We start from the raw sequence: 19,862 nt of genomic DNA on the forward strand, positions 1-19,862 counted from the left end.
GACTGTAGTGTCGCTACAGCGAATTGCCATCCGGCACTGAGCGCAAGCGTCCGCACGGCGGGAGTTCTGCTGATGGATGGTCTGGCCACTCCGTCCGCCATTGCCGAGCGTGACGACGTCCTGCGGGTACAGATCCTCGGGCCGTTACGTGTGTGGCGCGGACACCGTGAACTCGACGTCGGCCCCCACCAGCAGGCGTGCCTGCTCGCCGTGCTCCTGGCGCGTACGGGGCATCCGGTACCCACCAGCCACCTGATCGATCTGATCTGGGACGACGACGCACCCCAGAGCGCGCTCAACGTGATTCACAAATATGTCGGCGCGCTGAGACGCGTCTTCGAACCCGCGCTGCCCGCGCGCAGCCCAGGAAGTCACCTGATGCGCCGCGGCAATGGCTACCTGTTCGTCTCCGGACCCGCAGTCGTCGACATCGAGGAGTTCCACACCCGGGTCGCCGACGCCACGCGCGCGGTGGCCGACGATCGACGTGACATCGCGCTGCTGCACTACGAGCGGGCGCTCGCGCTGTGGAAGGGTGCTGCCGGCAACGGTCTCGACCACGGGCTGTCAGCGACCGACATCTTCACAGCGATCAACGCGGAGTTCCTCGACGTCTGCGTGACAGCGGCCGACGTGGCCGTGTCACTCGGGGCCGCTCTGCGGATCCTGGCACCGCTGCGCATCGCCGCGGCCATGGCACCCCTGCACGAACCCGTCCACGCCGCGCTGATCTCGGTGTTGGGCAGTTGCGGACAACAAGCCGAGGCGCTCCGGCTGTATCGCGACATGCGCAATCGGCTCGCCGACGAACTGGGAGTCGATCCGGGGCAAGCTCTGCAACGCGCGCACCAGCGTGTCCTTACTCAGCAACCGCAGGTAGCGGTACCGCCCACAGGGCCGTCGACCGCAACGCCGCCTCCTGACACACCGTCCTTCCGCGAGGCGGCTTTCGTTGGCCGCGTTCACGAGATGGCGATCGCGACGACGGCGCTCCAAGCGGCCGTCGATGGGGACACCGCGCTCGTCCTCGTCGAGGGCGAGCCGGGAATCGGCAAGACCCGGTTCTGTGAGGAGATCAGCACCGCGGCGTGCGACCGCGCCGTGGTTGCATGGGGCAACTGCCCGCCGTCGGAGGGCACGCCGGCGATGTGGCCGTGGGTGCAGGTGCTCGCGTTGATGTTGGACCATCTGCCCGAGCGGCGGCAGCGAGACTGGCGGCACGGGCCGATCGGCCGCTTGCTCAACGCGGCGGAAGCCGAGACTCCGCCACACACCCTTGGCAGCGACGTCCGGTTCCACCTGTTCGAACGGGCGACCGCACTGATCGCCGAGGTCTCCACCGAGCGGCCGACGGTGCTCACCATCGACGATCTGCACTGGGCCGATCTGTGCTCCCTGGAGCTGTTCGCCCACCTCGCTGCCCGACTACCCAGGGGTGTGGCGCTCGTAGGCAGCTTCCGCGACCGCGCGCCGGCGCCGCGCGGCGACCTGACCCGCATGCTGGCCGCCGCCAGCCGCGTACCGGGCGTGAGACGGATCCGGCTAGCCCCTCTGGCCCCTGTCGAGGCCGCCGAACTGATCGCGATCGAAACGCACCGCGAGCCCGACGCGGACACGGTCGACGACATCTACCGGCGAACCGCGGGAAATCCGTTCTTCGTGCAGGAGCTGACGCGGTTGCTCGTGCACGACGGGGACTGCGGCGCCGCCGTCGGAGTTCCCGCGACGGTGCGCGACGTCGTACTCGATCGGATCGCCGGGGTGGTCAACGACGACGATGGCAAGGCACTGCTGATCACGGCAGCATTGATCGGAAGCACAGTCGATGTCAACGTACTGGCCCACGCATGCGGACTCGACATTGATCACTGTTTGGATCGCCTTGAGCCGCTCGACCGTCTCGGCATTCTCACCGCAACCAACGATGCGTTCGAAATCCGGTTCGTCCACGATCTCGTGCGCGAGGCCGTGATCGGCCTCGCGTCATCACATCAGTCGACCGGCCTGCATTACCAGATAGCCTGCGCGCTCGAAACATGCTGCTCACCAAGCGATTCCGTCGACGAGAAACTCGCACATCACCTGTGTTCCGCTGGGCCGCGCGCGGCACCGGAGAGGACGGCTCAGGCGCTGATACGCGCCGGGCAACGGATGATGGCCAAGTGTGCATTCGAAGCGGCCGAGCAGACTCTTGACGCCGCCGTGAAGATGTCACGGCGCGCCGGCAGGACAGAACTGGAGGCCGAGGCCCTCGCGCACCTCATCGCACTGGTCGGCATGCAGTCGATGTACGGCTCGTCGGGACTGATGGAACTGCTGGAGCGGGCGGAGCATCTGGCCATGTCGCTGGGGCGCGAACGAGAAGCCGGCGGTCTCCTGTACTCGCGGTGGGCGGCTCATGCGCAGGCTATCGAGCTCGAAGTCAGCCGGCCGCTAGCGCAGCGTCTACTCGAACGAGGCTCGGCTTCCGCCGATCCCGTCGTTCGATCCTATGGTTTCCAGGCCTGGGGTATTCAGCAGTGGAATGCGGGCAACATCGGAGAGGCGTTCCGATACCTTCAGCGGTCCAAGGACTCACTGCAGGAGGACCTTTCCCGGGACCCTAGCGACCCGGTACAGCACGAACTCCAGTGGTTGATGGCCGGGATGCTCGCCGAAACGACGGCACTGCACGGTGATGCCGCGGCCGCCCGAGTATTCCTCGACGTGATGGCGGCGGCTGCCGGGCGGGCACCCTATCTGATCACGGTGTGCGCGACCTTCTCGTGCCGCATAGCGGTGCTGACCGGCGATCCGCACGCAGCGATGAACGCCGCCCACCAGGGCATCGCAGTGGACCCCGGCTTCAACTTCACGTTTCTCGGGACCTACCAGCGGTTGGCCCTCCACTGGGCCGAAGCGATGACCGGTGACAGCCCCGCGCGGTCCGCCGCGAACGCTGAAGAACTCATCGTCACCAACCTGCTCGACCCGCCACGGTCGTGCGTGTCAACCGGGTACATCCTGCTTGGCGAAATGTGGACGAGGGCAGGCTGTTACGACTCCGCTGCCGGCGCACTCGACCGCGCCGAGCACTGTATGAACGCCTTCGGCCAACGGTATCCGGAGGGGCTGCTGCTACTCATGCGTGCTCGTCTGCTCCAGGCCCGCGGAGCGCCCCCCGGCCAGGTCCGTGCCGCAGCGCAAACCGCACGCTCGACCTCGATCCACCGAGAAGCGCATCTGTTCGCACAACGCGCCCAGAACCTTCTCGATGAGATCGCGGCGGAGACCTGCCGTCCAGCGGTATAACCCTGCGCGACAACGATTCCACTGTTCGTCAAGTGGTCATCAACACCGTCCGGATAGCTTCACAATCGCCAATCCCGGAAGGAGCCTTTCCATGACGATTACCCGCTACCGCACTGCTGCCATCGACGGACTCGACGTCTTCTATCGCGAGGCAGGTGATGCCTCGAATCCTACACTGCTGTTGTTGCACGGCTTCCCGTCCAGCTCGCACATGTTCCGCAACCTCATCACCTCATTGGCCGACTCCTACCACCTGATCGCTCCCGACCACATCGGCTACGGCCAGTCGTCGATGCCGACCATCCACGAATTCGACTACAGCTTCGACAACCTCACCGACGTCACCGAGAAGTTGATTGCCCGCCTTGGACTGGACCGCTTCGCCATCTACATCCATGACTACGGGGCACCCATAGGACTGCGAATCGCCAGTGCGAGCCCCGAGCGAATCACCGCAATCATCACGCAGAGCGGCAACGCCTACATGGAGGGATTCACCCCTTTCTGGGACATCCTGTTCGCCCACGCGAAAGACCGCGCCGCCAACGAGCGCAGCGTCCGCGAATACCTCACCGGTACCAAGACCCACTGGCAGTACACCCACGGCGTGCCCGCCGACCGGCTCGAACTCATCGCGCCCGAAACGTGGCAGCTGGACCAGGCAGGCCTGGATCGGAAAGGCAACGACGAGATCCAGCTGCAGATGTTCTGGGACTACCAGTTCAACCTCGACGGCTACCCGAAGTTCCAGGAGTACTTCCGCACCCACCAACCACCCCTGCTGGTGACGTGGGGACGCAACGACCAGATCTTCGGCGCCGCCGGCGCGGAGGCTTACAAGCGTGACCTACCCAACGGCGAATACCACCTTCTCGATGCGGGCCACTTCGCGCTGGAGACCCACGGCACCGAGATCAGCGAGTACATCCGCGACTTCCTCGGCAGGGTGATCGGCTAGTCCGCACCAGGCCGTGCCGAGCGTGTCGTGGGGAGCGCAGGCGGCCGAACTACGTTAAGCGGCCGGCCGAGCCCGATCTGACGGTTGCGCGCACCGGAGACGCACTTCGGTGCGCGCAACAAGGACATCCACTAGACGTTGGCGATGAGAAACGCGCGGATGAGTTCGACAACCTCGTCGCACGCGCTCTCGAGGAGGAAGTGGCCGCCGTCGAGCAGATGGACCTCGGCATTCGGTAGATCCACCTTGAAGGCCGCAGCACCGTGAGGTCCGAAAATCGGATCGTCACGACCCCAAACGGCCAGGAGTGGCACCTGGGAATCTCGGAAGTATTGGTGTACAGCGGGATACAACTTCGGGTTGTTCGCGTAGTCGCGGAACAACGCGAGTTGTACAAGGTCATTCCCCGGGCGCGACAGCAGGCCGTGGTCGGTGATCCACGTCAGCGGGTCGACCACAGACTCATCCGCGACACCGGCCACGTACTGCCATCGGGTCATCTCCAACGTCAACGCGCGACGCACACCCGACTCGGTGTGGGGGTTCTGCTGTGCCCAGTACGCCCACATTGTCCCAAAGAATCCGGGTTGGAATCCTTCCTGATAGGCGTTGCCGCTCTGACTGATTACTGCGGCGATCGTGTCCGGATCACGCAGAGCGAGCCGCCAGCCGATCGGTGCGCCATAATCGTGTACGTACAGGGCATAGCGGGGAACGCCGAGTTGTCGCAAGAGTCCAGCGGTCAGATCAGTCAGTGCATCGAAGCTGTAATCGAAGTCGCCGACCGGCGGCGCATCGGACAGTCCGAACCCGAGATGATCCGGGGCGATCACATGCCACCGATCCGCCAGCAACTGCATTGCGTTGCGGAACATCGCAGAGCTGGCCGGAAAGCCGTGCAGCAACACGAGGACCGGTGCTCCACCCGGACCCGCCTCGCGGTAGAACAGCCGTTGTCCGTCCACGGACGCGAAACGATGATGAATGGCTGGCATCTTCGGATCGTACGAACGGCTTGTTGACGATCACTGAAGTGCCCGACCCGTCAGCAGTTTCCGCGTCAGTGATGTCGACAGAAGCAACGGCTCGCACTGAGAGTCGACGTTCGTTTCGGAACCTCAGGGGGCTCGAGTTCTCGGTTCTCTTGCTCCCGCTGCTCGAGCCGTGCCGATTCAGCGGTGCACACCCTGGCACCACACCGTGGTCACCGTCCGCCTGGTGCCCGCCCGCACAGGCCCCCTTTCGCTCCTACTTCGTCTCGTCCACTGTGAATCCGCTGCGAAAAGTCGCGCAGATTTTCGCAACAGGTTCACGCTCGGCGACTGGTCGCTCCGGTACGGCATGCTGAGGACATGAGAATCGGATTCATCGGGCTGGGAAACATGGGCGCGGGCATGGCGGCCAACCTGCTGGCCGCCGGACACGAGGTCACGGCGTACAACAGATCACCCGAGAAGGCTGCGGCACTCGTGGAGCGCGGCGCGACCGCGGTCACCACGGTCGCCGACGCCTGCACCGGCGACGTCGTCATCTCGATGCTGGCCGATGACCCGGCCGTCGAATCAGTGACGTTCGGCGAGGGTGACAAAGCCGGTATCCTCGCCGCGCTGCCGCAGGGCGCGATTCACGTCTCGTCGAGCACCATCAGCGTTGCGCTGGCAGACCGGTTGACCGCCGCGCATGCCGAGGCCGGCCAGCACTTCGTGTCCGCACCGGTGTTCGGCCGGCCCGAAGCGGCCGCCGCCGCGAAGCTGTTCGTGGTCGCTGCCGGAGACCCCGCCGTCGTGCAGGATCTCTCGCCGGTGTTCGACGCGGTGGGGCAACGCACGTTCGCCATCGCGCCGGACCCGAAGACAGCCAACCTCGTGAAGCTCTCCGGCAACTTCCTGATCGCGTCGGTCATCGAATCGCTCGGCGAGGCAATGGCTTTGGTAGCTAAGGCCGGCGTCGACAAGCAGCAGTATCTGGAGTTGCTGACCTCGACGCTCTTCGCGGCCCCGGCCTATCAGACCTACGGCGGGCTACTGGCCCGCCGGGAGTTCGAACCGGCGGGCTTCGCCGCGCACCTCGGGCTCAAAGACGTGCGCCTGGTCCTGGCCGCCGGTGAGCAACTCGAGGTGCCGCTACCGATCGGCAGCCTGTTGCGCGACCGCTTCCTGACTCTGCTGGCCGGCGGAGGCCGCGACCTGGACTGGTCGGCACTGGGCGCGCTCGCCGAATGGGAGGCCGGCGGCGAGAGGCCGAGCCCGCGCTAGCCGGTCACGACTCCGCGCAATCCGTCGGCGCCGAACAGCGGCTCGAGCATTCCGGACAGGTCGGGCCCGCGGCGCAGCCCGTGCCCGCCGTCGACGTTGATGATCTGGCCGGTGATGAAACTGGCGGCGTCACTGAGCAGGAACACCGCCAGGTTGGCGATGTCCTCCACCTCCCCGACCCGCGGCAGCGGCGTGCACGCCCGGTAGTCGTCGCTGACCGCGGGCGACTCCATGATCGGGGCCACCATGTCGGTGCGTGTCAGACCCGGCCGGATTCCGTTCACCCGCACCGACGACGGACCGAGCTCGTCGGCGGCCACCATCATCAGGTGATCCAAGGCGGCCTTGCTGGGCCCGTAGGCGCCGAACCAGCGGTGGGTGTTGCTCGAGGCGATCGACGAGATCCCGATGAACGAGCCTCCCCCGCTTCGCACCATCTCGCGGGCGGCGTGCTTGAGCACGTACATCGTGCCGTTGATGTTCAGGTCGACGGTGTTACGCCACGCCGCCGAGTCGATCTGGGTGATCGGTCCGATTGTCTCCGAGCCACCGGCGCTGTGCACGACGCCGTCGAGCCGGCCGTGCCAGGCGGTCGCCGCTTCCACCAGGCGCGCCGCCTCGTCCTCGTTGGTCACGTCGGCGGGTTCGTAGATGACCTCGCCTGCGCCGTCTCCGGCCTGCCCGACGATCTCCTCGGCCGCGGCGGCCAGCTTGTCGGCATTGCGCCCGGCCAGGACGGTGTTGCCACCCGAAGCGACGATGGCGGCCGCGGCACCCTTGCCGATTCCGCTGCCACCTCCGGTGACCAGATACGTCCGACCCGACAACGAAAGCAGCACGAGAACCCCTTCAGCCGTTCAACTGGAACAGGTTCTAGTTATACGTCACGGTTCGTCGCGGCGAGCGGGCTTCGGCGCTCCGAGGGTGCGCCAGTCCGGAACATCCGGCGGGAGGCCGATCGGATACCGGTTCTCGTTGTGGGCCGCCCAGTGGGCATGGCCGAGTTCGTGGATGTGGAACGCGTGGCGCAGCGCCTCGGTGAACCCCATCGCGTCGCTGGCGGCGTTCACCGAGTCCTTGACGAGCAGCGCCGCCATCGTCGGCCGCTCGGCGATGCGACGGGCGAAGTCGAGGGTCTTGTCCTCCAGCTCGGCACGCGGGAAGACCTTCGAGACCATTCCCAGCCGGTGGGCCTCGTCGGCCTCGATCGAATCCCCGGTCAGCAACAGCTCCTTGGCCTTGCGGGCCCCGAATTCCCAGGGGTGCGCGTAGTACTCGACACCCGGCATGCCCATGCGCACCGCCACCACGTCGCTGAACTTCGCGTCGTCGGCGGCCACGATGAGATCGCATGCCCAGATCAGCATCAACGCCGCCGAGATCGCGTTGCCCTGCACCTGGGCGATGGTGATCTTGCGCAGATCGCGCCACCGGCTCGTGTTCTCGAAGAAGTAGTGCCACTCCTGCAGATAGGTGCGCTCGGCCACCGCCGCGCGGGTGGCTCCGTTGATCCGGAAGCTGGGGTGCTGATCGGGGCCCGGTGCGCGCTCGGCGAGCGCGGCCTCCGAGCCCAGATCGTGTCCTGCCGAGAAGTTCTTTCCGCGGGCGGCGAGGATGACCACCCGGACCTCGTCGTCGGCCTCGGCCCGGCCGAACGCCTCGTCGAGTTGGACCAACAGGGTTCGGGACTGCGCGTTCTGCGCCTCGGGCCGGTTGAGCCAGATCCGCGCGATGCGCCCGTCATCGAGGGTCTCGTAGGTGACCTGCTCATGGTTCGCCGATGCGGCACTCATGCTGTGCACACTACGTCCGAGCGGCTTGCTCACCAGCACTCACCTGCCGGTTGGCTACAGTTGTGCCATGCCTGCGAAATCTGATCCCGCCGACCTCGGCGACGTCGAGCCCATCGCCGACAGCACCGAGCGTCAGGCCCGCCGGGTGGTGGCCGCCTACGCCACCGACGCCGACGAATGCCGCGTCTTCTTGTCCATGCTCGGCATCGGTCCGGCGAAGCTCGACGCCTGATGACCGCCCAGAGCGGTCCCGAGGCCCGCTCCACGGGTGGCTCCCCTGCGCCGTCCACAGGGACGGCGGACTTCGTCGTGGTGGCCAACCGGCTGCCGATCGACATGATTCAGAAACCCGACGGCACCGTCGAGTGGAAGCGCAGCCCCGGCGGCCTCGTGACGGCTCTGGAGCCGCTGCTGCGCCGGCGCCACGGCGCGTGGATCGGCTGGCCCGGCGTACCCCAGGAGCCCGGCGATCCGAACGCCAGCGAGGAGCCCATCGAGCAGGATGGGATGTCGCTGGTCCGGGTCCGGCTCAGCGCCGACGACGTCGCCAAGTACTACGAGGGGTTCTCCAACGGCACCCTGTGGCCGCTGTACCACGACGTCATCGTCAAGCCGATCTACCACCGGGAATGGTGGGACCGCTACGTCGAGGTGAACCGGCGCTTCGCCGAGGCGACCGCGCGCGTCGCCGCCGAGGGAGCCACGGTGTGGGTGCAGGACTACCAGCTGCAGCTGGTGCCCAAGATGCTGCGCATGCTCAGGCCCGACCTGACGATCGGGTTCTTCCTGCACATCCCGTTCCCGCCCGTCGAGCTGTTCATGCAGATGCCGTGGCGTACCGAGATCACCGAGGGTCTGTTGGGCGCCGACCTGGTCGGGTTCCATCTGCCGGGCGGCGCGCAGAACTTCCTGATCCTGGCCCGCCGGTTGGTGGGCGCGAACACCTCCCGCGCGACGGTCGGGGTGCGGTCACGGTTCGGGGAGGTGCAGGTCGGGTTCCGCACCGTCAAGGTCGGTGCGTTCCCGATCTCGATCGACTCCACCGACCTGGACCAGAAGGCACGCAGCAAGAGCACCCGGCAGCGTGCCCGCGAGATTCGTCAGGAGTTGGGCAACCCCCGCAAGATCCTGCTGGGTGTGGACCGCCTGGACTACACCAAGGGCATCGATGTGCGGCTGGAGGCCTTCTCCGAGCTGCTCGCCGAGGAGCGGATCAACCGCGAGGACACCGTGCTGGTCCAGCTGGCCACCCCCAGCCGGGAGCGGGTGGAGAGCTACAAGGCCATGCGCGAGGGCATCGAGCGCCAGGTCGGCCACATCAACGGTGAATACGGCGAGGTCGGCCACCCGGTGGTGCACTATCTGCACCGGCCGGTGCCGCGCGAGGATCTGGTGGCGTTCTTCGTCGCCGCCGACGTCATGCTGGTCACCCCGCTGCGCGACGGCATGAACCTGGTGGCCAAGGAGTACGTGGCGTGCCGCAGCGACCTGGGCGGCGCTCTGGTGCTCAGTGAGTTCACCGGCGCGTCGGCCGAGCTGCGCCAGGCCTACCTGACCAACCCGCATCACCTGGAGGGCGTCAAGGACGCGATCGAGGCGGCGCTGAACCAGTCACCCGAAGAGGGCAGGCGGCGCATGCGAGCGCTTCGTCGCCAGGTCCTCGCGCACGACGTGGATCGCTGGGCCCGGTCGTTCCTCGATGCACTGGGCTCGGCGGGCAACGAGCGGGGTTCCGGTCAGATCGGGGTGATGTAGTCGATCAGCCACTTGCCGTCGACCTTCTTGTAGTCGACGCGTAAGCGGCTGCCGTCGTAGACGGGCTGGCGGGACTTGTCGGTCACGGTGCGGTTCATGAACACCATCACCGATCCCGAATTACGTTGCGCGTCCAGCACCCCCGCACCGACCACGTTGGCCTGGCTGACCAGTTGCCGCTCGCGAGCCTGCGGGATGATGTCCTCGGTGGCGCGTTCCTCGAACTCCTGGCGGTAGCTGGGGGTGAGCAACGGAAAGACGTCGAGGAGGCTGCGCTCGACGGTCTGGTAGTCGTAGCCGAACACCTTCGGGATCTGGTCGGTGGCCAGCGGTGCGAGTTCGCTGCGCGCTTCCTGCTCACCGGCGAGCTGGACCCCGTTCCAGTACAGTGCGCCACCGTAGGCCGCCAGCGCCACCACGCCCGCGGCGAGCACCACCGCGAGCGTCGACCAGAGCCGGACCGCCCTCATCAGTTACCGCCGTCGGGATACTTGAGGTCGTATCCGGTCATGTGACCGGCGTCGTCCTCGTGCACGATCACCCGCAGCCGGTACGGCTGGGAGGGCTTGTTGGTGCCCTCCATGTCCGTCACGGTCACCCGCACCGACACCAGGACCGCAGCGTTCTGTGTCACCTCGTCGATGTCCTCGAGCGCAGCGCCGTTGATCACGGCCTCCGAGCTGGCGTTGGTGTCGCGGAAGATCGCCTTGAGGTTCTCGACGTTGTTGTCCTGGCTGAGCATGTCCCGCAACGGCCCGCTGGTGCTGTTGACGAACCGGTCCACGCTGTCGTCGATGTTGTCCTGCGTGTAGCTGAACATGTTGACCACCAGCTGACGTGCGGTGTCGACGAAACGCTGGTCACGGGCTTGCTCCGCCTGGGCTTCACGTTGGGAGGACAGCAGCAGCGCGGCGCCGGTCGCCAGGGCCGCGGCCACGACCGCCAGTGTCAGCATCGACACCAACGCCACCAGCCTGCGGTTGGCGGGGCGGCGCGGCGGCGGGCCGGCGGGGCGGACCGGACGAACCTTGACCGTCGGGGTCGGTGCCAGCGCGACCGAACCTTCGGTGTCCGGTGACGCCGTGCCCGTGCCCGTGCCGGCCGGGCCCGCGGCCCGCGAGGCGCGCCGTCGCACCGGCCGGCCGGCCGACGCCGACACGTCGCGGGATTCCTCTTCGGACAAATTCGCCTTCTTCACGGCCCTTCCGGGCCTGGTCAGATCTGTTCGGGCGCCAGCATCAGGTCGACCCAGTTCTCAGCGGGCGCCAGTGCGTCGGTGCCGGGCGCGAAGATACCAGTCCCGCCTGAGGGATCGACGAACTCGCCGTTCTGGTCGTAGGTCGCGGTTGCCGGTCCGCTCGCCAGCGGCATCTCGGCGGGCAGCGGGCCCGGCGGCGCAGGCGCGGGTGCTGGCGCAGGCGCAGGCGCCCCGGGAGCCGGTCCCGGCGCCGGTGGGGTGCGGCCGTACGGCGGCACCACTTCGTCGGGCGGCGAGAAGTACGGCCAGGGCGGCGGCGGCGGCCCCACCTCGTTGGGCGGGTAGGGCAGCGGGAACGGCGCGTGCGGCGCAGGTCCCGGCCCCGGTGCCACCCCGGGCGGCAACTGCACCGACGGGGGGCCCGGATCCGGATCGACCTGTGGCGGGATCATCGGGAACTTGTTGGGCGGCAGGATGTTGCGGCCGTCCTCGATCGGTGTCCCGACCGGCACGGGCGGTCCGCGCCACGGATTGCTGCCGATCGGCACGTAGCCCTTGGGATCGCGGCACAGCTGGATGGTGGGCGCACGCTTGCCCGGGAACTCCTGGCACGGATAGTTGCGCGCCCCGCGCACCACACTGGGATCGTTCTGCGGGGTCTTGCAGTACATGTCGGTCGGCAGTTCACGCAGCGTGGTGTCGGCCGGGGACCGGATCTGAGTGGGCGGGATGAAGCCCACCGAGCACGGTGGCGCATCCCCCAGGTTGATCTTGAAGTCCAGCTTGCCGCCCTCGTCCGCCGGCAGCCCGGTGCCGACGGTGTTCAGCGCGGCGAGCAGGGCCGGGAAGACGACGAGGGAATGTTCCAGCGACTTGCGGTAGATGACGCCGATGCGGCCGAAGTTGGCCAGATTGGCGGCCAGCACCGGGAACGTCGGCCGGATACCTGCGAACGTTTCGTTGGCCACCTCGGTGGTACCGGGGACGGTCTGCAGCGTGGACCTCAGTTGCGGGTCGGCGTTGGCGACCTCGGTGGTCAACCGGGCCAACCCGTCGGCCATCGAGCGGATGTCGTCGCCGCTGCGCAGTTGCGCTTCCAGGAACGGGCCCGCCTGGTCGATCAACGACGAGGTTTGGTCGAAGTTGGCGTTGGCCTCGTCGACCAGCAGTCGCGCCGACTGGATCAGCCGGGCCAGTTCCGGCCCGGAGCCGTTGAACGCCTTGAACGTCTCGTCCAGAAGATCCTGCAACCGGGTATCACCGACGCTGCTGATCAGCGCGTCGGCCTCCTGCAGCATGCCGTAGATGTCCTGGCCGATCGCCGTGCGATCCACCGGGATCACCGCGCCGTTGCGCAGCGTGCCCGGCGCCGCCTGCTCCGGCGGGACCAGGTCGATGTACTGCTCGCCCACCGCCGAGACACTCTTGACGGTCGCGGTCACGTTCTCCGGAACCGGGGTGCCGCTGTCCAGTCGCATCTTGGCCACCACGCCTTCGTCGGTGAGCCCCACCGATTCGACCCGGCCGACGGTCACGCCGCGGTAGGTGACGTTGGCGTTCTGGTACAGCCCGCCGGCCGCGGTGAAGTTGGCGCTCACGTTGTAGGCGCCGATACCGACTGCCTCCGGGAGGCGCAGGTAGAAGATCGAGATGGCGCCGACGGTCAGCACCGTCACGATCGCGAAGATCGTGAGCTGGATCCGGGTCAGGCGATCGATCATTGCACCGGCCCGTCGTGCTGGGTCGCCGTGCCCGGCGGGATCTCGAACGGGTCCGCCGCCTGGCCGGACAGGTTCGAGTTGGCTCCGATCAGGAAGTCGGGCGTGTTGATGACATCGCTCATCCGTTTCATGTTCGGGTCCAGCCCCTTCGAGGTGGTGAACACGGTTTCACCGAGTCGGCGCAGCGTCAGATCGAACGTGACGAACACGTTGAGGTAGTCGCCGCGCACCGCCTTGCGGAGGTAGTCGTAGTGGAACGGGAACGTCGGCAGGAACTCGAGGCTCTTGATGAACTCGTCCGCATGGTCGTTGAGCGCCTTGATCACCGGGAACAGATCCCTGAAGTCCTCGGTGAAATCGTCCTTGGTCTGCTGCAGCACCCGGGACCCGACTTCGGCGAAGCTGCGCAGCGCGGCGAACGCGTCGACGATGTTGGCGCGGTTGCGGTTGAGCACCTCCAGCGCCTCGGGCAACGTGTCCAGCGTCCATCCGAGGCTGTCCTGACTGCGTGCCAGGATCCCGGCGAAGCGGTTCAGGCCCTCAGCCGCGGCGATGATGTCCTCGGTCTGGCGGTCCAGTGAGGCGGTCAGCTCGGCAAGGCGTGGGATCAGTTCGGCGAAGGACCCCTGCCGGCCGGCGACGGCGTTGTAGGTCTCGTCCGTGATGTCCTGCAGCGCACCGAGATTGCCCTTGTTGACCACGACACCCAGTGAGGACAACACCTCCTCGGTGGTGGGATAGCGACCGGTGCGGCTCATCGGGATCTCCGAGCCCTGCTTCAGCCGGCCCTCTCCGGGCTCGTCGACCGGTTCGGCCAACTCGATGTGCTGAGACCCGAGCAGCGACGTCTGCGCAACCCGCGCGATGGCGTTGGCCGGCAGGTTGACGCCCGGTTCGAGCGACAACTGCACGGCCGCATAGAAGGTCCCGTCGGGCCGCTGGACGGCGTCGATGCCGGAGACGCTGCCCACGGTGACGTCGTCGACCATGACCGGCGAGTTCTGCGGCAGGGTCGACACGTCGGGCAGTTCGACCTCTACCTGGAAAGAACCGGCACCGTGCCCGGCCGTGCCGGGCATGTCCAGTGAGTTGAGCCCGCCGAACTGGCAACCGGCCAACAGCACGGCCAACGAGGAGATGGTCAACGCTCGGCGCATCATCCGCCCGCTCCCGTCTGTGGCGCGGCGGGCTGCGGCACCGCCTGGTCGGGCCGCAGCGGACCCGGGATCGGCTGCGCCGGGACGGGCGCCGCCGGTGGGACAGGCGCTGCTGCTCCCGCTGCCGGTGGTGCGGCCGGAGCCGCTTCCGGCGCCGGTGGGGCCAGCAACGTCGACAGGTCGGCGTCCGGCGGAATCTCCGGCGGGGTGACGCCCGGGGCGTTCTGCCACTGCAGGTAAGGCACCGGCGTCTCGGCCTTGGCCTCGGTCTCCGGGGTGTCGTAGATGACCTGACCCTTGTACGCCGTGATGCTGTTGATGGGGTGGAACAGCACCGGCGGGTAGTTCATCGTGATGCGCTTGAGCACCGGGCCCATCCGCTGGCGACAGATCTCGGCGCGCTTGTACTCGTCGGGGGTGGCCCCGATGTCGTAGGCGCCGCCGCAGATGAACTGCACCGGGTTGGCGAAGTTCGGCAGCGAGAGCAAGCCGGCGACGGTGCCCTGTGCCGGGTTGTAGATGTTGTAGAAGTTCGACAGACCGTTGGGCGTGATGTGCAGGACCTGCTCGATGTCGTCGCTGTGGTCGGTCAGGATCTGCGTGAAGTCGGCCAACTTGCCGACCTGGTCGATCAGCGCCTGGTTGTTCTCGCCGAGCAGCTCCCGGACGTCGGACAGCGCCTGGTTCAACGTGCCCAGGGTGTCGTCGAGGTTCGCCGAGCTGTCGGCCAGCACCTGCGACACCGACGCCACGTGATTGGTGAACTGCACGATCTGCTCGTTGCTGTTCGACAGCGCGTCGACGAGCACCTGCAGGTTACGCACCGTGCCGAACAGGTCGTTGCGCGAATCACCGAGGCGGCCTGCGGTCTGCGACAGCTCGCGCACCGCTTCCCGGAAGGAGTCGCCATTGCCGTCGAACGTCGTGGCGGCCTGGTCGATGACCTCGGCCAACGGGCCCTGTACCGAACCCTGCTGCGGACCCAGTTGGGCGCTGAGCTGGGTGAGCTGCTCCTTGACCTCGTCCCACTCCACCGGAACGGCGGTGCGCTCCAGACCGATCGCCGCTCCGTCGGCCATCGTCGGACCGCCGGTGTAGGCCGGGGTGAGCTGAATGAAGCGCGCCGCCACCAGATTCGGCGAGATGATGAGCGCCTTGGCGTTCTCCGGCACCTGCACGCCGTGGTCGACGCTCATCGTGATCTTGACGTCGTCGGCTCGTGGCTCGATGGAGTCGATCTCCCCCACCGGGACACCCACGATGCGGACCTCATCGCCGGGGTAGAGCCCGACCGCCGAGGTGAAATAGCCGACGATGGTGTGCCCCTTGCGGGTCGGCCAGACCAGGAAGACGCCCACCACCAGTGCGACGACCAATACGGCCGCCAAGCTCAGCCGCAGGGTGCGGTTTCGTGTCTTCGTCGTTGTCGATTCGCTCACGGTGACCTCGGCCTGATGATCAAGCGCTCGGCGATGAACCCGCGCAGGTAGTCGGCGAGGCTGTCGGGCAGCTTGCCGGGCTGGAAGTAGGTGTCGAGGAGTACCTCGGCCAGGCTGGCGGGGGGCAGACCGTAGAGGTTGATGTTGAACCCTGGGCCGTTGCCCACGACCTCGCCCAGCGCGGTGGCGTAGGGCGGTAGCCGCCGCAGCGCCTCCCCGATGTGTTCACGGCGTTCCAGCAGGTTGTCCATGACCAGGTTGAGGTTCTCCAACGCGGGTCCGAACTCCTGACGGTTGTCGGCGACGAACCCCGAAAGCTGTTCGGACACATCGTCAATACCTGCGATCAAGCGGCTCAACGCCTGACGGCGTTCGTCGAGCGCGGCGAAGAGCATGTTGCCGTCGACGATCAGCTGATTGACCTGACCGGCCCGCTGGGCCAGCGTCTCCGACACCCGCTGGGCGTGCCCGAGCAGCTGATCGAGGGCCGCATCGCGCTTGTTGAGGCTGCGGGACAGGTCGGCGACGCCCTCGAGCGCGCTGCGCAGCTGCGGCGTCGCATCTCGTAGCGAAGCGGTCAACGTCTGCAACGCCTGCTCGAACCTGGGCTTGTCCAGCTCGCCCGCGGTCTGCCCCAGGTCCTGCAACGCGGTGTTGAGCGTGTAGGGGGTGGTGGTGCGCCCCAACGGGATCGAGGTCACCGACCCGGCCCCTTTGGGGGTGACGGCAAGCGACTTCTCGCCGAGGACCGTGTCGGTCTTGATCGCCACCAGGGACTGGTCGCCGACCCGGACGTCACGGGACACGGTGAAGGTGACCTTGGCGCTGTCCCCGGCCAGCTCGACACCGGTCACCCTGCCGACGTTGATTCCCGAGACGTTGACGTCGTTGCCGGGCGAAATGCCGCCGGCATCGCTGAAGAACGCCTCGTAGTTCTTGCCCTGCGGCATGAACGGCAGCCCGCTGTAGCCAAAGGACACCAGCACCAGGCAGGTGACCAGCACGATGCCGAATATCCCGGTGCGGAGCGGGTTCGCGCCGTCGGTCTTAGCCATTCTCGGAACACCTCCCCTTCGACGGGTCCGGCGGACCGCCGAACGGGATCAGGATGTCGCTGCCCGCGGGTCCGTTGATCTTCATCCGGATCGAGCAGTAATAGATGTTGAAGAACGCACCATAGGCGCCCAACGCGTTGAGCCGCAGGTAATTCTCGGCCAGCGGTTCGATGACCTTGTTGATGTCGGCCTTGCGCTCGTCCATGCGCTGCGCCAGCGGCCGGGCGTTCTCGATGACACCCTGGATCGGCCGGCGGGACTGCTCGAGCATCTCGGTCAGGTCGGTCTCCGCGGTGGCCAGCGGCCCGATCGCGCCGGCGATCGGATCGCGCCCCTCAGCCAGGCCGGTGAGCAGCTGCTGCAGCTGGTCGACGCTCGCGTCGAATTCGGCGCCCTTCTCGTCCACGGTGCCCAGCACGGTGTTGAGATTCGTGATGACGTCACCGATCAGCTGATCGCGAGCCGCCAGGTCCTGGGTGAAGGCACTCGTCGACGCCAGCATGTTGGACAACGCGCCGCCCTGGCCCTGCAGCAGTTCGATCACCGCGCTGCTGATCTCGTTGATCTTCTTGCCTTCCAGCCCTTTCAGGACGGGGCGCAGGCCGCCGAGCAGCGCATCGAGATCCAGCGCGGGCGCCGTGTTGTCCTTCGGAATCGTGGCGCCGGGTGCGAGCTTCACGAGATCGCCGGGCCCCGAGGTGATCTCCAGGTACCGGTCGCCGACCAGGTTCTCGTACCGCACCACTGCCCGGGTCGAGGTGTAGAGCTGGTAGCGGTCGGCGACGGTGAATGCCACGTCGACAGTGTTGTCCTCGTTGAGTGTCACGCCGTCGACGGTGCCCACCGGGACACCCGCGATCCGCACATCCTCACCGGATTTCAGCCGCGATGCGTCGGTGAACGTCGCGTGATACCCCTTGTCGGAACCGAAGCGGAACTCGCCGAAGACCACCACCAGCGATGTGGCCACCAGCAGCATGACCACGGTGAACACCGAGACGTTGATCAGCGTGCGATCGGCTCTCATCCTGCTCATCAGTAATCATCTCGCTCTGCGTACGCGCCGTTGAACAGGAACTGCAGCGTCGAAGGCGCGTCGAACTGCAATTCGGTGTTCGGCTGGAAGGGAACGTACGCGTTGTCGGTCACCAGGAACGGGGTGCGGTAGTAGGAACCGCCGTACTGCACGCCGGGCACGTTGGGCAGACCGCGGCAGTTCGGTCCGCCCGAGGCGTTCACGATCGGCAGGCTCTCCGGATACGTGTACGAGGGAGCGCCCGGGATGAAGCTCGACGACACGAACAGGCCCGGCCGGATACCGCCGATGATGGGCGCGAACGTGTCGATCGCCCTGGCGGTGCCGTCGATCGTGCAACCGATCACCGGCGAGTACTCGCTGGCGACGTCCAGCGGAGCCCGCAGCCGTTGGATCGCGGCGATGTAGTCGTCGGCGGCCGGCTCCAGGGTGGCCGTACCGTTGTTCGCCAGCCCGGTTGCCGCCAGCAGCGTCGCGTTCAGGTTGTCCTGCTCGTCGACCACCGTCTGAGCGATGGACGGGGCGTTGTCGAGGATGCGCGCGAGGTCGGGGCCGGCGTCGGCATAGATGTTCGCGACTCCGGCGGTGCGACGCAGGTCCTCCTGCAGCGCCGGCAGTTTCGGGTTGAACCGGCCCAGATAGGTGTTCAGCCCTGCCATCGTGGCACCCAGGTCGTCGCCGTTGCCGCGCAGCCCTTCGGCCAGAGCGGACAGCGTCGCGTTCAGGTTGACGGGGTCGATCTTGGTGAGCGTGTCGGTCAACGTCTGAAACAGCGTGTTGACTTCCAGCTGGACATCCTTGGCCTGGACCTCGGCGCCGGGCCGCAGCGACTTGCCCGAGGGGTCCTGCGGCGCGAGGAACTCGACGGCCTTGGCGCCGAAGATCGTGGTTCCCGCGATCCGCACCGGCGCGTTCGCCGGAACGTACTGCATCTCTCCGCTGCGGATCGCCAGCGTCAGTTTGGCCATGTCCCCGGCGTAGTCGATGGACTCGACCTCGCCGATCTGCACGCCCCGGTACTTGACCTTGGCTTTGGTCTCCATGACCAGGCCGGCCCGCGGCGAGAGCACCGTGACCTTGTCGGTCGGCGTGAACGCGGCGGTGTAGGAGAGGTAGGTGAACACGACCGCGGCGAGCACCACCGCGGCCAGGATGGCCGCAGCGATACGGACGTGGCTGCGCTTGGCGTCACCGTCTGCCATGAATCACCGACCTAACCCGACAGATTGAAGTTGCCGGACGCGCCGTAGACGGCGAGCGAGATCAGCAGGACGATGGTCACGACAGCGATCAGCGAGGTCCGCACCGCCTGGCCCACCGCGATGCCGACCCCGACCGGCCCACCGGAGGCGTTGTAGCCGTAATAGGTGTGGATCAGCATGACCGCCACAGCCATGACGATGGCCTGCAGGAAGGACCACAGCAGGTCGCTGGGTATCAGGAACGTATTGAAGTAGTGGTCATAGAGACCCGCGGACTGACCGTTGATGTAGACGGTGGTGAACCGGGCGGCGAAGAACGCCGCCAGCACCGACAGCGCATACAGCGGCACGATCGCGATGAGGCCGGCGATCAGGCGGGTGGACACCAGATACGACACCGCATGCACCGCCATCGATTCCACGGCATCGATCTCCTCGGCGACACGCATCGCGCCCAGCTGCGCCGTGGCGCCCGCGCCGATGGTGGCGGCCAGCGCGATACCGGCGATCACCGGAGCCACGATGCGCACGTTCAGGAATGCCGACAGGAAGCCGGTGAGCGCCTCGATACCGATGTTGCCCAGCGACGAATAGCCCTGCACCGCGATGACGCCGCCGGACGCGAGCGTCATGAACGCGGCCACGCCGACGGTGCCACCGATCATCACCAGAGCCCCGGTGCCCATGGACATCTCGGCGATCAGCCGGATGGTCTCCTTGCGATACCGGGTGATCGCGTTGGGCACGTAGCGGAAGGTCTCGCCGTAGAACAGGGCCTGCTCACCCACGGTGTCGACAGCCCTGGGTACGCCGCGGAACAGGCGGCGGAAGCGCAGCGTGGCGTCATAACTCATCAGATTCGTCTCTTCTTCGCGCAAGCGCTCATCAGGGCACTCTGCTTCTTCGCGCAAGCGCTCATCAGGGCACTCTGCTTCTTCGCGCAAGCGCTCATCAGGGCACTCTGCTTCTTCGCGCAAGCGCTCACTGGTGCACCATCCTTGT

At 66.9% G+C, this 19,862-nt stretch carries 17 protein-coding genes; 5 read left to right on the forward strand and 12 right to left on the reverse strand.

Features of this window, described 5'->3' with window-relative positions; translation table 11 throughout:
* Positions 1-72 precede the first annotated feature (72 nt).
* Together J3476_RS00465 and J3476_RS00470 are read left to right on the forward strand one after the other, a co-directional pair.
* Positions 73-3,291: a BTAD domain-containing putative transcriptional regulator gene (locus J3476_RS00465; protein ID WP_207064663.1), complete on the forward strand. Its 3,219-nt coding sequence runs from the start codon at positions 73-75 to the stop codon at positions 3,289-3,291.
* Positions 3,292-3,382: 91 nt separating this feature from the next.
* Complete coding sequence (locus tag J3476_RS00470; RefSeq protein ID WP_207064664.1) at positions 3,383-4,249, forward strand: alpha/beta fold hydrolase; 867 nt, start codon at positions 3,383-3,385, stop codon at positions 4,247-4,249.
* Positions 4,250-4,380: 131 nt separating this feature from the next.
* Here the strand turns inward: J3476_RS00470 and J3476_RS00475 are convergent, their stop codons facing one another.
* A complete protein-coding gene (locus J3476_RS00475; protein ID WP_207064665.1) occupies positions 4,381-5,244 on the reverse strand; it encodes an alpha/beta hydrolase in 864 nt (287 codons plus the stop codon).
* A gap of 276 nt (positions 5,245-5,520) precedes the next feature.
* Here J3476_RS00475 and J3476_RS00480 point away from each other — a divergent pair, with 276 nt between their 5' ends.
* The gene (locus tag J3476_RS00480; protein WP_373889006.1) at positions 5,521-6,504 is read left to right on the forward strand and encodes an NAD(P)-dependent oxidoreductase; all 984 of its coding nucleotides are present in this window, start codon (positions 5,521-5,523) and stop codon (positions 6,502-6,504) included.
* Here the strand turns inward: J3476_RS00480 and J3476_RS00485 are convergent.
* Positions 6,501-7,343 carry an SDR family oxidoreductase gene (locus J3476_RS00485; protein ID WP_207064667.1) on the reverse strand — a complete coding sequence of 281 codons (843 nt, stop codon included), beginning with the start codon at positions 7,341-7,343 and terminating at the stop codon, positions 6,501-6,503. The genes J3476_RS00480 and J3476_RS00485 overlap by 4 nt on opposite strands.
* 45 nt (positions 7,344-7,388) lie before the next feature.
* The gene (locus tag J3476_RS00490) at positions 7,389-8,297 is read right to left on the reverse strand and encodes an enoyl-CoA hydratase (RefSeq protein WP_207064668.1); all 909 of its coding nucleotides are present in this window, start codon (positions 8,295-8,297) and stop codon (positions 7,389-7,391) included.
* 67 nt (positions 8,298-8,364) lie between these two features.
* Here J3476_RS00490 and J3476_RS00495 point away from each other — a divergent pair, with 67 nt between their 5' ends.
* Together J3476_RS00495 and J3476_RS00500 are read left to right on the forward strand one after the other, a co-directional pair.
* The gene (locus J3476_RS00495; RefSeq protein WP_098003178.1) at positions 8,365-8,529 is read left to right on the forward strand and encodes a hypothetical protein; all 165 of its coding nucleotides are present in this window, start codon (positions 8,365-8,367) and stop codon (positions 8,527-8,529) included.
* On the forward strand, positions 8,529-10,052 hold the full coding sequence (locus J3476_RS00500; protein ID WP_207064669.1) for a trehalose-6-phosphate synthase: 1,524 nt from the start codon (positions 8,529-8,531) through the stop codon (positions 10,050-10,052). Before J3476_RS00495 ends, J3476_RS00500 begins: the two co-directional genes overlap by 1 nt.
* Here J3476_RS00500 and J3476_RS00505 read toward each other — a convergent pair.
* Genes J3476_RS00505 through J3476_RS00545 form a run of 9 tightly spaced genes read right to left on the reverse strand, consistent with a single transcriptional unit; the run spans position 10,034 to position 19,714 of the window.
* Entirely contained in the window at positions 10,034-10,522 is a 489-nt protein-coding gene (locus J3476_RS00505; RefSeq protein WP_207064670.1) for a mammalian cell entry protein, read from the reverse strand. The genes J3476_RS00500 and J3476_RS00505 overlap by 19 nt on opposite strands.
* Complete coding sequence (locus J3476_RS00510) at positions 10,522-11,235, reverse strand: mammalian cell entry protein (protein ID WP_207064685.1); 714 nt, start codon at positions 11,233-11,235, stop codon at positions 10,522-10,524. Before J3476_RS00510 ends, J3476_RS00505 begins: the two co-directional genes overlap by 1 nt.
* Before the next feature lie 32 nt (positions 11,236-11,267).
* Positions 11,268-12,971, reverse strand: coding sequence for a virulence factor Mce family protein (locus J3476_RS00515; RefSeq protein WP_207064671.1), 1,704 nt, complete (start codon positions 12,969-12,971; stop codon positions 11,268-11,270).
* The gene (locus J3476_RS00520; protein WP_207064672.1) at positions 12,968-14,131 is read right to left on the reverse strand and encodes an MCE family protein; all 1,164 of its coding nucleotides are present in this window, start codon (positions 14,129-14,131) and stop codon (positions 12,968-12,970) included. The genes J3476_RS00515 and J3476_RS00520 overlap by 4 nt, the downstream gene beginning before the upstream one ends.
* A complete protein-coding gene (locus J3476_RS00525; RefSeq protein ID WP_207064673.1) occupies positions 14,128-15,567 on the reverse strand; it encodes a virulence factor Mce family protein in 1,440 nt (479 codons plus the stop codon). Before J3476_RS00525 ends, J3476_RS00520 begins: the two co-directional genes overlap by 4 nt.
* Complete coding sequence (locus J3476_RS00530; protein WP_207064674.1) at positions 15,564-16,622, reverse strand: MCE family protein; 1,059 nt, start codon at positions 16,620-16,622, stop codon at positions 15,564-15,566. Before J3476_RS00530 ends, J3476_RS00525 begins: the two co-directional genes overlap by 4 nt.
* A complete protein-coding gene (locus tag J3476_RS00535; RefSeq protein ID WP_207064686.1) occupies positions 16,615-17,649 on the reverse strand; it encodes an MCE family protein in 1,035 nt (344 codons plus the stop codon). The genes J3476_RS00530 and J3476_RS00535 overlap by 8 nt, the downstream gene beginning before the upstream one ends.
* A gap of 8 nt (positions 17,650-17,657) precedes the next feature.
* Positions 17,658-18,860: an MCE family protein gene (locus J3476_RS00540; RefSeq protein WP_207064675.1), complete on the reverse strand. Its 1,203-nt coding sequence runs from the start codon at positions 18,858-18,860 to the stop codon at positions 17,658-17,660.
* An 11-nt stretch (positions 18,861-18,871) separates the two neighbouring features.
* Positions 18,872-19,714: an ABC transporter permease gene (locus J3476_RS00545; RefSeq protein ID WP_207064676.1), complete on the reverse strand. Its 843-nt coding sequence runs from the start codon at positions 19,712-19,714 to the stop codon at positions 18,872-18,874.
* Positions 19,715-19,862: the final 148 nt, after the last annotated feature.

Source organism: Mycobacterium sp. PO1 (assembly GCF_017312405.1).
Classification (GTDB): Bacteria; Actinomycetota; Actinomycetes; order Mycobacteriales; family Mycobacteriaceae; genus Mycobacterium.

What these genes read in the sequence shown, in the direction of transcription:
- J3476_RS00465 (WP_207064663.1), top strand. Translation starts at nt 73, where the DNA reads ATGGATGGTCTGGCCACTCCGTCCGCCATTGCCGAGCGTGACGACGTC.
- J3476_RS00470 (WP_207064664.1), top strand. Translation starts at nt 3,383, where the DNA reads ATGACGATTACCCGCTACCGCACTGCTGCCATCGACGGACTCGACGTC.
- J3476_RS00475 (WP_207064665.1), bottom strand. Translation starts at nt 5,244, where the DNA reads ATGCCAGCCATTCATCATCGTTTCGCGTCCGTGGACGGACAACGGCTG.
- J3476_RS00490 (WP_207064668.1), bottom strand. Translation starts at nt 8,297, where the DNA reads ATGAGTGCCGCATCGGCGAACCATGAGCAGGTCACCTACGAGACCCTC.
- J3476_RS00495 (WP_098003178.1), top strand. Translation starts at nt 8,365, where the DNA reads ATGCCTGCGAAATCTGATCCCGCCGACCTCGGCGACGTCGAGCCCATC.
- J3476_RS00500 (WP_207064669.1), top strand. Translation starts at nt 8,529, where the DNA reads ATGACCGCCCAGAGCGGTCCCGAGGCCCGCTCCACGGGTGGCTCCCCT.
- J3476_RS00505 (WP_207064670.1), bottom strand. Translation starts at nt 10,522, where the DNA reads ATGAGGGCGGTCCGGCTCTGGTCGACGCTCGCGGTGGTGCTCGCCGCG.
- J3476_RS00515 (WP_207064671.1), bottom strand. Translation starts at nt 12,971, where the DNA reads ATGATCGATCGCCTGACCCGGATCCAGCTCACGATCTTCGCGATCGTG.
- J3476_RS00520 (WP_207064672.1), bottom strand. Translation starts at nt 14,131, where the DNA reads ATGATGCGCCGAGCGTTGACCATCTCCTCGTTGGCCGTGCTGTTGGCC.
- J3476_RS00530 (WP_207064674.1), bottom strand. Translation starts at nt 16,622, where the DNA reads ATGGCTAAGACCGACGGCGCGAACCCGCTCCGCACCGGGATATTCGGC.
- J3476_RS00535 (WP_207064686.1), bottom strand. Translation starts at nt 17,649, where the DNA reads ATGAGAGCCGATCGCACGCTGATCAACGTCTCGGTGTTCACCGTGGTC.
- J3476_RS00540 (WP_207064675.1), bottom strand. Translation starts at nt 18,860, where the DNA reads ATGGCAGACGGTGACGCCAAGCGCAGCCACGTCCGTATCGCTGCGGCC.
- J3476_RS00545 (WP_207064676.1), bottom strand. Translation starts at nt 19,714, where the DNA reads ATGAGTTATGACGCCACGCTGCGCTTCCGCCGCCTGTTCCGCGGCGTA.